Source organism: Asaia sp. SF2.1, from assembly GCF_000505765.1.
GTDB classification, from domain to species: Bacteria; Pseudomonadota; Alphaproteobacteria; order Acetobacterales; family Acetobacteraceae; genus Asaia; species Asaia bogorensis.
The window spans coordinates 46,311-60,022 of sequence record NZ_AYXS01000045.1; the positions used below are offsets into that span (position 1 = coordinate 46,311).

The following is a 13,712-nucleotide window of genomic DNA, read 5'->3' on the forward strand; positions in this document are numbered from 1 at the left end:
CAGGATGAGAAATCCTGGCAGCGCCGTATAAAAAGTAAGGTTCGAGTTCCATCATGTCGCGCAACAAAAAATCTGATATCGCCATCATCGGGATCGGATGCCGGCTGGCACCCAACATCACCAATGTTGACGAGCTCTGGTCATTTCTTTGCGCCGAGGGGGAAGCGGTTACCGACATCCCGGAGGAGCGCTGGAGCGTCAAACGCTTCTATGCCGAGGAAATCGAGTCCCCGTCGAAAACCTATATGCGCAGGGGGAGTTTTCTTAAGCGCAACATACATGAATTCGAACCGCTCTTTTTCGGAATTTCGCCACGTGAGGCGCAGATCCTTGATCCCCAGCAGCGCCTGCTGCTTGAGGTGACGTGGGAAGCCATGGAGACGGCGCGTGTCCTGCCGTCTCGTCTGTCCGGTCACAAGACGGGTGTGTTCATCGGCATTTTTGCAATTGATGCCCATGCTCACACATCGAGCCCCTATAATCTGCCGACCGTGCGTGATCATTTTGCCGCAACGGCGACGCCCTCAACCATGCTCTCTGCCCGTCTGGCGCATGTGTTCGATTTTCAGGGACCATGCATGTCGATCGACACCGCATGTTCGTCGTCTCTTGTGGCCCTGCACCAGGCCTGCCGGGCTTTGAATGAGGGCGATATCGATGTCGCCATCAGCGGCGGTGTCAGCCTTATGGGGTGCCCCCAGACGTCGATTTTCATGTCCAAGGGGCATTTCATCGCGCGCGACGGTCGCTCGAAAAGCTTCGATGCTGCAGCCGATGGTTATGGTCGTGGCGAAGGCAGCGTGGTGTTCATTCTCAAGCGTCTGGAAGACGCCGAGCGCGATGGCGATACAATTCATGCCATCGTGGGCGCAACAGGCGTCAATTCGGATGGACGCACGCAGTTTCTGACGTCGCCCGATGCTGGCGCGCAGTCGCGTCTCATGACCGAAGTTCTGGAACGCGCCGATGTCGATCCGCGCGACGTGGCCTATGTCGAGACGCATGGCACCGGAACGCCGGCAGGTGATCCGATCGAGACCTACGCGCTGTCGCAATCCATTGCGCGTTTCAAGGACGAGAAACTCGTTATCGGTGCGGTTAAGGCCAATCTTGGTCATACCGAAGCAGCGGCCGGTGCGCTTGGTACGCTCAAGGCGGCACTCTGCCTGCGTCATCAGGCGGTCCCCCCCCAGCCAGGGCTCAAGACGATCAACCCCTCGATCCATCTGGACGAGTGGAATCTGGAGATCCCGCGCGGCTCGACACGATCGCTCGGTGAGGGGAAGATCGCGCGTTTTGCAGGCGTCAACTCGTTTGGTTACGGTGGTACCAACGCCATTGCGGTCCTGCGTCGCCCTGATGACAAGGCCCCCGTTCGCAGCGGGCACAATGCTGCCCGTCGCATCAACGGCAAGATTCCGTTCCTGCTCACCGCGTTTTCCAAGACCTCGCTACCGCTCATGGCAGCAGCCTATCGGGAGCGTCTCGATGGTGAGGCACAGCCTGTTCTGGGCGATCTCGCTTTCAGTCTCGCCACGTCACGCACCCTGTTTCGCCATCGCCTGCTCGTCATGGCGCGTGACGAACAGGAACTGGCGGATAGGCTTGATGCCTATCTGAAGGACCAGCGCGAGGAAGGGATGTTCCAGGCAACGGTCGAGGCAGAGTCCGGCCGTGGCATGGTGTTTGTCTATTCCGGCGTCGGCCCGCAATGGTGGGGTATGGGTCGTTACCTGCTGCGTGAGGCGCCGCAGGCTGTTCTGGACAAGGCACGCGCATGTGACGCCTTGTTCAAGGCGTTGTCAGGTTATTCGATCTGCGAGGAAATCCTGCGTGAGGAGGCCGATAGCCGTATCGACAACACGGCCATTCTTCAACCCGCCATTTTCCTGATCCAGGTTCTCGTCACCGAATATCTGGCCTTGCAGGGTATTCTGCCGGATGCCGTGGTTGGTCACAGCATGGGCGAGGTTGCTGCCGCCTATGTCTCTGGCGGCCTCAGCCTGGAAGATGCCGTCACCGTCATCTATTACCGCAGTAACCTTCAGGGTACGCTCGACGGCACAGGCCGCATGCTTGCTGTGGGCCTGTCCGCAGAAGCGGCAGCCGAGCTGATTGCGGCGGAAGCACCGGAACTCTGCGTAGCTGCCGTCAACGCACCGACCACCTGCACACTTGCAGGGCCGGAGGAGGCGATACGCCATCTGGCCGCGCACCTCACGCAGAAGGGGCTGTTCAACCGTGTTCTGAATGTGGATGTCCCCTTCCACAGCGCCGTGATGGACCGGATCGAGGGGGATCTCAAAAAGGCTCTCTCAGGGCTCGCACCGGGTGCGGCATCGACGCCATTTTATTCGACAGTTTACGGCAAGCTTGCCGATGACGACCACCGGGCAGACTCTGGCTACTGGTTCAGCAATGCCAGACAGCCGGTCCTTTTTGCCTCCGCTATTGAATCCTGCCTGGCCGATGGCTTTACGCAGTTTGTCGAGATCGGGCCGCACCCCGTCATCGGGCGTGCGCTTAAATCTGTTGCGGACAAGCAACAGGCCAAGCTGAGTGTCATCAGCACTCTTAACCGGCAGGAAAGTGAGGCAAAATGCCTCGAGAATGCCGTTGCCAATATCATCCTGCATACGGCGCGCCTCGATTGGGCAGCCATTACAGGAGGGACGCTGATCGACCTGCCGACCTATCGTTGGTCACGCGAGGTTTTCCATGCGGAAAATGAGCGCGAGCGACGGTTCCGCCTCGGCGGCACGGGTCATCCGCTGATCGGCTTTGGTGCCATGACACCGGGGAAATCCTGGGTTGTTGATCTTACCGAACTGGGCGTGCCCTGGCTCAAGGACCACTGCATCGACAATGTTGTGCTTCTGCCTGCCGCGGGATTTATCGAGTCCGCTCTGGCGGTCGGTCACGAGATCGAGGGTCAGACAGGTGTCGTCCTTGAAAACCTCGAGATCATGGCGCCGCTCGTGGTGCAGTCAGGCGATAACCCGATCTTGTATCTCGATTATGACGAAAGCCGCCGTGCGCTTCGTTTCCATAGCGCCAAGGAAGAATTCTCCGAAATGTGGATCGACCACGGCAAGGTCGATATCCTCTCCGCAGCGCCGTGGCCCATGCCGGTCATCGACCGTGCGATGGTCGAGCAGGCGCTCGAGCAGGGGGTGGATGGGGCCGGGCTTTATGAAAGGATCCGCAATCACGGTTTCCATTACGGGCCGCGTTTCCAGACCCTGCAGCGCCTTGCTGTGCAAGATCGGGTAGCCTATGCGCGTATCGGCCTGACTGAAGACGAAATAGGTTCGGCAGAAGCCTATTATCTGCATCCGGCCCTGCTTGATGGCGCAATGCATGCGCTGATCGGGCTCGTCCCCGAGAGCTTCTCTGATCATATGTATGTGCCAGTCGGCTTTGATCGTCTGAGCTGCTTCGGCATGGGCACGACCGAGGTGCTGGCACGGGTCGAGATCACGGCGATCACCAAGAGCCAGATCGAGGCGTCACTGCGCCTCTACTCCACGACCGGTATGCCGGTAGCCGAAGTCAAGGGCATGCGCCTTGCCGAAGTGCCGCGCATCCACAAGGAGGCTGCCACACGCGTCGAAACGCAAGAATATTACACCAAATGGATCGAGTCCGAGGCGTCGATCCTGTTTGCCGAGCCCAAGACCGTGCTCCTCGTTGGGCACAAGAGCACGGCACAGAAGAAGCTCTGTGCCTTGTTCGAGGAAAATGGCGTGACGGTTCTCTCGACGCCGCGCAGCGGAGAGATCACGCCCCAGACAATCGGGCTTGAGGCGGGCCTGACGCTGGATGCCATCATTTACATGGCAGGCCCGACCCCCGACGCGGATTTCGAAAAGCTTGTCGGACAGATCGATGACATGGTGACGTTTGGCACCCGTCTTCTGATGGAGGGGCAGGACAAGCAGCCGAAATTCATCTACGTGTCCGAAAACGCGATCTTCTTCGACCCGGAAGATGTGCTGGCCCACAAGGCCAAGGTGCATCCGGATGGGGCCGCGCTGGTCGGGTTCTTCAAGGGACTGGTCGATGAGCGCCCGGACCTTCAGGGCAAGGTCGTCGATGTCGATACATCGGCCGGTCAGGAGGCGCTGACAGCGCTCGCGGCTGAAATCCTACACGAGGATAACGAGGCTGAAGTCGCCCTGCGCGAAGGTCGCCGTTTCACGCCGCGTTTCATGCTTGTCGAAGGGCAGCCGGATCGCCCGCTTGCGCAGCTTCCCGGTACGCCTGGCATCAAGTTGCAGAAGAGCCGTACGGGCACGCTCGATGGCCTGTATTACAAGGCTTTCGATGTCCGCCCACCGGGACGTGGCGAGATTACCATTCGCGTGCTGGCCACATCGCTGAACTTCAAGGACATGCTCAAGGGCATTTCGGTCCTGCCCGACAAGTTCCTGCTTGATACCTATCACACCACCGAAATGGGCATGGAGTGCTGCTTCGAGGTTGTGGCCGTTGGCAAGGGCGTCAAGAATTTCGAGGTGGGCAAGCGTTATCTGACCTGTCATCCGGGGTGCTTCACCTCGCATATGACACTGCCGGTCAAGGGCTTCCGCGTGATGGCGCTCGACCTGTTCGAGACGGCCGGTCGCCCCCTGACTGTTGCCGAGGCAACGGGTCTGCCGATTGCCATTGCGACAGCGCTTTACTGTCTGCACGACCTTGCGCGCCTCAAGAAGAACGAGATCGTCCTGATCCATTCGGCGGCAGGCGGTGTGGGTCTTGCTGCGATCGAGATTGCCAAGATTATCGGCGCACGCATCTTTGCAACGGCCAGCAGTGACGAGAAACGCCAGATCCTGCTTGATCGGGGCTGTGAAGCGGTGTGGGATTCCCGCAGCCTCGCCTTCTATGACGGTATTCTGGAAGTAACCGGTGGTCAGGGCGTCGATGTTGTCCTGAACAGTTCCCCCGGTGAAATTCAGGCTCATAGCCTTGCGCTGTTGTGCAATACTGGTCGCTTTGTCGAAATCGGCAAGAAGGATATCTGGGAAAAGCGCGACCTGTCGCAGTTCAGCTTCAACGGCAACGTGTCTTTTCACGCCTTTGATCTTGACCTGATGATGGCGCGTGATCACCGCAAGGCGGTGTCGATCTTCGACCGGATTCCCTATCTGTCACGCAAGTTCGACACGGTCATTCTGCCGCACAAGGTCTATCCCGCTTCCGAAGTGCGCGATGCCTTCAAGTTCATGTCGTCCTCCAAGCATATCGGCAAGATTCTCGTGTCGTATGAGGATCTGACGAATGTGCGCGCGCAGCGTCAGCCGGTTCGGCCGGTCGATCCGGCGGCTGCCTATCTGGTGACAGGGGGGCAGGGCGGCCTTGGTCTCGCTACGGCGGCCTGGCTGGCGGCCAGTGGCGCACGGCATCTGCATCTGATGGGGCGCAGCGTACGCCGTGACAAGGAAACGCTCGACAAGATCAAGGCCCTGGAAAAGGCCGGTGCCCGCGTTACGCTGCATTATGGCGATGTCAGCGTTTACGAGGATGTGGCCCGTATCAGATCGGCCATTCTCGAGACGGGTATCCCGCTCAAGGGTGTGTTCCACGCCGCAGGTATTCTCGATGACCGACTGATTTCAAAATACTCGGAAGAGAGCCTGCGCAATGTGCTCAAACCCAAGGTACTGGGCGGGCACCATTTGGACGTGCTGACACGCGACTGCCCGCTGGATTACTTCGTGCTCTATTCCTCCATTGTGACGGTCACGGGTAATATCGGGCAGAGCAGCTATCTCGCGGCCAATGCCTATCTCGATGCGCTGGCCAGCGCCCGCCGCAAGGCAGGTTTCCCTGCGGTTTCTGTCCAGTGGGGCCCGATTGCCGAGGTTGGCATGCTGGCCCAGGAAGGCAGTGTCGTGCAGTTCTTCGAGAATGCAGGGTTCCGTCTGCTCGAAAGCAACGAGGCGCTCTCGCTGCTACCCACGCTCATCAATCGTGACCGCGATACCGTAGCGGCCATGGCGATCGATTGGGAGACATGCTTTGGTCAGCATGGCGCGATCGAGCGTAATCCCAAATTCGCTCTTATCCGGCGCGAGAAGAGCATCAAGAACACCTCGGCGCAGAAGCTGGCCCATCTCCAGAGTCTGTCACCCGAGGAGCGTTACGAGTTCGTGCTGGATAACGTGAAGTCGATCCTCGGCAATGTTCTCAAGCTCGAACCAGACAGCATCGATCCGGGTGCACGGCCAAACGAGCTGGGAGTCGATTCACTGGCTGGTGTGGAAATCCAGACGGCGATCAAGACAGAATTCAATGTCGAGATCTCTCTGCTTGTCCTGTCGCGCAATGAGCCGATACGTGAAATTGCCCGTAACGTGCTGCGTCAGATCAGTCTGAACATGGCGTCTGCCTGAGGCGGGACGGCATCGGGTGGGTTTGGTAAAAAGGCTGGTGGACGAGAGTCCACCAGCCTTTTCCGATATCTGACCGTATGAGGGCAGGGCGCTACGCTATTCGTTTTCCATCGTTTCGCCCGGAAGCTCGTCCGGCTCTGCCCACGCAATGGCGCCCACGATCACGCTGGACCCAATGACAAAAAGCTGTGCCGACAGCGGAAGGCCAAGGTTGCGCCCGAATACCGGAACAAGCTTGCCTGCAAGCCCCTGCCCAAGCGAGCCAATGGCATAGCTCAGCCCCATGCCGAAGCTGCGCGTGTCTGAAGGGAAGCGCTTGGCGAGATAATGCGGCACAAGGGCAAAGACGCCCGAGGCAGCAAGCCCCATGATCACGGCCGATACCAGCAGAACGGGATAGGTCTCCGCACTGAGGAAAGGATAGATTGTAAGGATCACCACAAGCAATGTGCCGATAATCACGCGCAGATCACCAAAGCGGCTGGCCAGGGCCCCACAGGACAGCTTGCCCACCAGCGAGCCGATACAGAAACAGCCGATTGGCCAAAACACGAGCGCCGGCGTCAGGTGATGAACATTGCGCAGGATCGTTGGATACAGGCTGTAGATGGCAGCCTTCTGAAACTCCAGAAACGACATGAGCGCAATGGCCTGCACGGCCGCCAGCGTCAGGATGAATTTGGCCTTGGGCTGGGGTGCCGCGCCATTGAGCCCCTTCTGGCGCTCCTGCTTGAGCGTCCATACCGGGCTTTCCTGAACGCCCCAGCGTATGAAGAGGGCGAGCACGGCGGGCGCCAGCCCGATAAAGAACAACAGGCGCCATGAGTAATGCGGCAGAATGACCGCCTGGGCTGCGGTTGCAGCCAGAAACCCGAGTTCATAACCCGACATCATGATGGCCGAGGCCATGGCGCGGCTTTTGCCGGGTACGCTCTCCATCAGAAGTGCTGCGGAAGCCGTCCACTCACCGCCAAAGCCGATGCCGAAAAGGAACTGGATGACAATCAGGCTGATCAGGCTGTGAGAGAATCCTGTGGCCGCAGAAAACACGCCAAACCACAAGACACCCAGCAGAAACGCCAGACGGCGCCCGTAACGGTCTGCCAGCCATCCCCACCCGGTATTGCCAACGGCACGCCCGATGCTTTGCGCCAGAAGTACCGTGCCCATGGCGCTGATGGTGACCCCGAAATCATGGGAAATGTCGGGCAGGGTGAGCAGCAGCGCTGTCTGGTCGAAGGCGTCGAGAAACCAGCCGAGGAAGGCGGCAAAGGTGACGCGCCAGAAGGGTTTGAGCGCGACCAGCGGGGGGTAAGTGAGGATCTGGGACAGGTAGGATTGGCGGGCGGAGGCCGACATGGTCTCGTCCTTGAAATGGGGGAGCGAAAGGAAGCAGGGGGATGGGAACGTCTGGAGAGAGAAGGAGTAAAATCGGTTGGGAGCGAAACGGTTCCATTTCGCCAATGGGCCGGCGAGACAGAGAGGGATGTTTTGAAGGGGCGTCAGGGGGTGTTGATAGAGGACCGATTCACTCCTCATTCTGCCCTGACAGCGGCGGGAAATCGAGTCCCGTTTGTCACCCGACCCTGATTATGCTGCACACTCTGAAGCAGGACGCGCGCGGGGCAGGTGCAAAGCGTTAAGAACATATTATCATTCTCACTTTAGCATCACCTCCTCCTACCCTTGCCGCGAGGAGCTGTGCCGCTTTGCCACGAGATAGCAGCCCGATCGACGATCCTGGCGTGGCAGGGCAAAGCCGTGTCGTCCTTTCGAAAGCGGCCCTCGAAGGGCGCGCGTTGTCAGGAGGGCCGGGTATCAGTGCTCTGGCCGTGCAGCCCGGCCTTTCGACCATGACGATGCCTGACAGAAATTTTCCGGAGAGTGATCGTGCCGGGGTGCGGGTGTCGTGCGTCACGCTCTCAAGCATCATGCTTCCCGATATCACGCGGCCCGACCTTGCCGAGCCGCGTCTTACGCCGGAATGCTGTCACGTGGCTGCCCTTCCGGCATCGGGAATGCCGACGCAGGGGGGCGGGTCGGAAGGCGAGGGGCGTACACGACGTCGTGTCCAGCCTGCCCGACGTTCCGGAGCGGGGGCAGGGTCGCCTGAGCTGCGCTGGACCGGTCGCTATGGGCGCAAGGGCGACTATATCAGGCTCATTGGCTGGGATGTCGCGCCTTCGGGCCTCCAGGGTTTTCGGCGTTCACTGCAGGACGGGCAGGACAGTGCGAAGGCAGATATCACTGTGCTGCGTGAGATCTGTCGTCGTATGGCACCCGTTGGAGGGCATTACAGGGCAAGCCTGACCCTGACGGACCCTCTGTCGCCTGACGAGCCCTTCGTACTGGCCATGCAGGCGGTCTTCGCGGAGACCGGCTTTTCGCCTCAGGCCCTGCGCCTCGTGCTGGATGAACGTCGTTTTACGCTCGCAGGGCGTGACGAGGCCTTGTGTCTGGCGGTTCTGGTCGATTGGGGGGTCGAGTTATGGGTCGGGCGTTTCGGTCAGGGGGTGTCGAGCCTTACCCTGCTGCGTGAGCGTGCCGGTACGGGATTGATCGCGGGCGTCAGTCTCGAAGCCGGACTGGTTTCTGCGCCATCAGGGCTATGGCGGCTGGCTCATCACAAGGAGCGGCAGTCCGAGGAGCGCCTCGATCCGATCGCCGCCAGATTTTTCTCTACCACATGCGAAGCTCTGCAAGCGCTTGGAATCAGGACTCACTTCGCCCGGATCTCCAGTTCTGCGCATTACGGTTTTGCGCTTGCTGCCGGGTTCGATGAAATGAGTGGCTTGTGTCCGGAACTGGAAGGCATTGCGATGGAAGCAGAGCCGCCCTGCGCCTGAAGCAGGGCTGGACGAAACGGCCTACTTGCGACAGGTTCCGCCCGTGTCTCCCTTCGCGTGGGTGCGCACCCATAACGTGAGTTTAACTTGCCCTGCAACGCGGTTAGCTGTTCTGCGCTATGGTCAGACAAGAGGGAATAACGAGATGGCGCAAGTGGATACAGTCTACGACAAGTATTTCCAGACAGCTCTGGACGGCCTCAAGGCCGATGGCAGCTACCGGCATTTTGCCGAGCTCGAGCGTCATGCCGGACAGTTTCCCCACGCCTACCATCACGGTCTGAAGCGCGATATCACCGTCTGGTGCTCGAATGACTACCTCGGCATGGGCCAGCACCCGGACGTGCTCAAGGCAATGCATGAGAGCCTCGCCCGTAGCGGTGCCGGTGCGGGTGGCACGCGAAACATCTCTGGCACCAATCACGAGCATGTAGCGCTTGAAAAGGAGCTCGCAGCCCTTCACGGCAAGGAAGCAGCGTTACTGTTCAATTCAGGTTATCTTTCCAACTGGGCGACACTGGGTACGATCGCAGCGCGGCTCAAGGGCTGCGTCGTGCTTTCTGATGCCGCCAACCATGCCTCGATGATCGAGGGCATACGCCACTCACGCGCCGAAAAGATGATTTTCCGTCATAACGACGTCGAGGATCTTGAGGCAAAGCTCAAGACGATCCCGCTCGATACACCCAAGATTGTCGCCTTTGAATCGGTCTATTCGATGGATGGCGATATCGCCCCGATCGAGGCGATCTGCGACCTTGCCGATCGTTACAACGCCCTGACCTATCTGGATGAGGTTCACGCTGTTGGTCTTTATGGCCATCAGGGCGGTGGCGTTGCCGAGGAACGCGGTCTGGCGCATCGTCTCTCGGTCATCGAGGGGACCCTGGGGAAGGGCTTTGGCGTGGTCGGTGGCTACATTACCGGTAGTGCTGCGTTGTGCGATTTTGTGCGCTCTTTCGCCTCAGGCTTCATTTTCTCGACCGCGCTCCCCCCGATGGTGGCGGCAGGAGCACTGGCAAGCATCCGTCATCTGCGCAACAGCCAGAGCGAGCGGGCGGCGCATCGTCAGGCCGTGGCATGGCTGCGTGAAAGCCTCGACCGTGCCGGTATCCCCCATCTGGACAACCCGTCGCATATTGTGCCGGTCATGGTAGGCGATGCGACGCGGTGCCGTGCGCTTTCTGACGCTCTGCTTCAACGCTTTGGCCATTACATCCAGCCGATTAACTACCCGACCGTCCCGCGGGGCACCGAGCGCCTGCGTATCACGCCGGGGCCCCTGCACACCAAGGAAGATATCGACTCCCTCGTCACTGCGCTGGCCGCACTGTGGCGCGAGCATCGTCTGGCCAACGCCGCCTGAGAGACACAACGCATCCCCGCGACAACTCAGATACATGTCGAGGTTGTTGCGGGCAGATGATGTGATACGCCGTGCTTCGCGGCCTGGCCTGCTACGGGAAACTCCTGCCTCACACTCCGGGGGCAAGCGTGAGGTCGATGACCCCGCTGCAAAGAGCGATACCCGGGCGCGTGTGTCACCCGTCAGGTGATTTATTGACTGATCCGCCATTGTTCGGATCCGTCGGGACGATATAGGCAGGTCATACATTACCGAACTTCTGTTTCCGCAAGGATATGCCTGATGTTGTCCCTTTCGCGAGCGCCCAATCCGGGTGCCACGGTCCTGACACTCGAAAACAGGTATTCCGCGCGACGGCCGTTTTCATGGTGTCTGCTGATCTGTCTCCTGGTCGGCAGTCTGTGCCTGCAATCAGGGAGCGCGCGCGCCCAGACGCAAGCCACTGCGGCAGTGCCCGATGCGCCGCGCATCACAGCCGATCAGGCGCGGCAACTCGCTTCGGTGCTCAATAACGATGCCAAGCGCCGCGAATTCCTGACGACACTGCAAAATCTCAGTCAGGCCCAGCAGGCGGCCAATCCGACCGATACAGGTGAGAAAACCGGTCCGAAGCTCAAACCCGATGGGCTGGGGGCAGAATTGCTTGGCAGTGCCTCCGACTGGACCCACGCTGCCAGTGTTCAGGCGCATAGCCTGCTGCGCACCGTCGTGGACGTGCGCGCCATCGGGCCGTGGTGGCGCCACATGCGCAACGATCCGGCAGATCGTCAGGAATCGCTCAAACTGTTGCTTCGCGCCCTGATTCTGGCTGCAGTGAGCACCTGTCTCTTCTATGCGTTGCGGCTTTTGTTACGGGGGGTGCGCAACCGCGTTGAGGCGCTGGCTCGCATCAAGGGGCGTTCTGCGCTGGCGCGTGAAATCGATGATCGTCAGGCCGCAGAAGAGGCGGCTGACGAGGCTGCTCGGGGAGACGCTGAGAGGAAGGCGGGCGACGGAAGCTCCACCACTGACCAGACCACTCTTTCCGACATTACGCCGCCTTTGGCGCAGGATCACGGCGATGCCTATCAGCAATCCGCTGACGAAGCCTCGCCTCCTGAACAGGAGCGCCCAATCGTTCAGACGGAAGGCCCCTCCGGCGGCGCGAAGTCCATTCCCGATACGCAGGATCGCGAGCGTCTGTCGCGTTTGCGGCATCAAGGCGCACTTGCCCGGCTGACGCTTGTTCTCAAGCGACTTCCCTACAGCTTCCTCTGTCTGTTGCTCGACTGTCTGCCGGTGCTGGTTGTGCCGTTTATTGCCTTGCTGATCGTCATTGCCGATCCGGCGGCTGACGAGTTCACAACAGCCTTGCTGCGCGCGCTGAGCCTGACGGCTCTGGTGGCTGGAGGGCTGATCATTGCCATACGCACCATTCTCGCGCCGCAGCGTCCCTGGTTGCGCCTTGCCCTGCTCTCAGATTCCGCGGCGAGCTTCCTGTTCGACTGGCTGCGTCTGCTGATCCTCACCACAGGAATTTCTGCTGCTGCGCTCGAAACGCTTGATGATTGCGGCTTGCCCGACAGGGTGATCGAGGCATTGCTCAAGATCCTGACGCTTGTGCTGCATTTGATGGTGGCGGTCATGATCATCCGCAGCCGCCCCAAGGTCATGCGTTTTTGCGAGCGCAGGGAACGGCGTGGTTTTGGCGCAAGCATGTTGCATCTTTTCGGTCGCACCTGGTGGGTGGTCGCGCTCTTCTTCGACATGGGCCTCTGGCTCGTCTGGGCGGCGGAAATCCATCACGGCTATGCGGCAATCTGGAAGCTCTTTCTGCGCAGTGCTGTGGCACTGGTGGTCATGCGCTGCGTCAGCATCGTGCTGTACGGGTTGCTGGAGCGCGTGTTCCGCTCGGCTCCAGGCTGGGTCACGCTGAGCGAGGATGCACAGACACGCTTCAGCCGCTATTACGCCCCGGCGCAGCGGGTTACGTCCGTCATTATCATTGCCCTGACTGTTCTTGCTCTGGCCAGCGCCTGGGGCGCGCCTATCAAGGCTCTGTTTGGTGCCGGGGGGCTTGGCTATCGTCTGGCCTCGTCATCCATGACAGTGCTCATCGCCTGCCTGCTCGGGGTTGTGGTCTGGGAGGCGAGCAACATCATGCTTGAGCGCTACGCCCGCAAGGTCGGCGGGCTTGATGACGGTGCGGCCAGGGTGGCCCGTGTGCGCACATTGCAGCCCATGATCCGTATCGTCCTCATGGTCATTCTGGTGGCCGTCATCGGGCTGACCGTGCTGAGCGAGATCGGCGTGAATGTTGCTCCGCTTCTGGCAGGGGCCTCGATTTTTGGTGTCGCGCTGGGTTTCGGCTCGCAAAAGCTCGTGCAGGATTTCATCAACGGGATTTTCCTGCTCATGGAAAATGCCCTGACGGTGGGTGATGCCGTCACACTTAACGGTACCTATGGCGTGGTCGAGCATCTCTCGCTTCGTACGGTTCATGTGCGTGCCAATGATGGCTCCATGAACATCTTTCCGTTCAGTTCGCTTGGTCAGATCATCAATTACAACCGCGATTTTGCCCGTGCCATTATCGTGGCCGAAGTCGGATATGAGACGGATACCGATGAGGTTGTGCAGGTCATCAACGATATCACGGCCGAGATGCGTGCCGATGAGAATTTCAAGGCCCTGATCATCGACGATTTCCAGATGTGGGGTGTGGACGCGCTCAATCAGACCTCTGTCACGGTGCGCGGTACGTTGCCGACAATCACCTCCGGGCGCTGGCCTGTGCAGCGTGAATTCTATCGCCGCCTGAAAAAGACGTTCGAGGCGCGGAATATCCATCTCCCTTATCCAACGCGCTATGTGGAGGTTACGGGGCTGGCAGGTATGGGAGGCAGCGACGGGCCAGAACACGACCGGCGATCAGGCGAAGAAGGTGTCACATTGCGAGAGGGACGCGTCCCAACCTCCCGACCCGAATGACGGGTTGCGGCCTCAGGCTTACTCAGAATTGCCTTGAGGCCACGCGGCCCGTGTCACATGACGGACGCCGAGACGTCACGCTGTAACGACGGGGCCGTGTGACGACGGACGCAAAAGAGCCTCGCCGTAGGG

5 protein-coding genes are annotated in these 13,712 nt (G+C 59.9%); 4 read left to right on the forward strand and 1 reads right to left on the reverse strand.

The window, feature by feature from the left end:
• Positions 1-53 precede the first annotated feature (53 nt).
• Positions 54-6,398 carry a type I polyketide synthase gene (locus P792_RS32415; protein WP_023979504.1) on the forward strand — a complete coding sequence of 2,115 codons (6,345 nt, stop codon included), beginning with the start codon at positions 54-56 and terminating at the stop codon, positions 6,396-6,398.
• 96 nt (positions 6,399-6,494) lie between these two features.
• Here P792_RS32415 and P792_RS0119735 read toward each other — a convergent pair whose 3' ends face one another.
• A complete protein-coding gene (locus tag P792_RS0119735) occupies positions 6,495-7,757 on the reverse strand; it encodes an MFS transporter (RefSeq protein ID WP_051395935.1) in 1,263 nt (420 codons plus the stop codon).
• Between the two features lie 350 nt (positions 7,758-8,107).
• Here P792_RS0119735 and P792_RS32420 point away from each other — a divergent pair, with 350 nt between their 5' ends.
• The 3 genes from P792_RS32420 to P792_RS32430 all read left to right on the forward strand — a co-directional run bounded on the left by P792_RS32420 (position 8,108) and on the right by P792_RS32430 (position 13,580).
• Complete coding sequence (locus P792_RS32420) at positions 8,108-9,244, forward strand: hypothetical protein (protein ID WP_152530254.1); 1,137 nt, start codon at positions 8,108-8,110, stop codon at positions 9,242-9,244.
• Between the two features lie 145 nt (positions 9,245-9,389).
• Positions 9,390-10,610: a 5-aminolevulinate synthase gene (gene hemA / locus P792_RS32425; RefSeq protein WP_023979506.1), complete on the forward strand. Its 1,221-nt coding sequence runs from the start codon at positions 9,390-9,392 to the stop codon at positions 10,608-10,610.
• A gap of 282 nt (positions 10,611-10,892) precedes the next feature.
• Positions 10,893-13,580 carry a mechanosensitive ion channel family protein gene (locus P792_RS32430; protein WP_023979507.1) on the forward strand — a complete coding sequence of 896 codons (2,688 nt, stop codon included), beginning with the start codon at positions 10,893-10,895 and terminating at the stop codon, positions 13,578-13,580.
• The last annotated feature ends 132 nt before the right edge of the window (positions 13,581-13,712 follow it).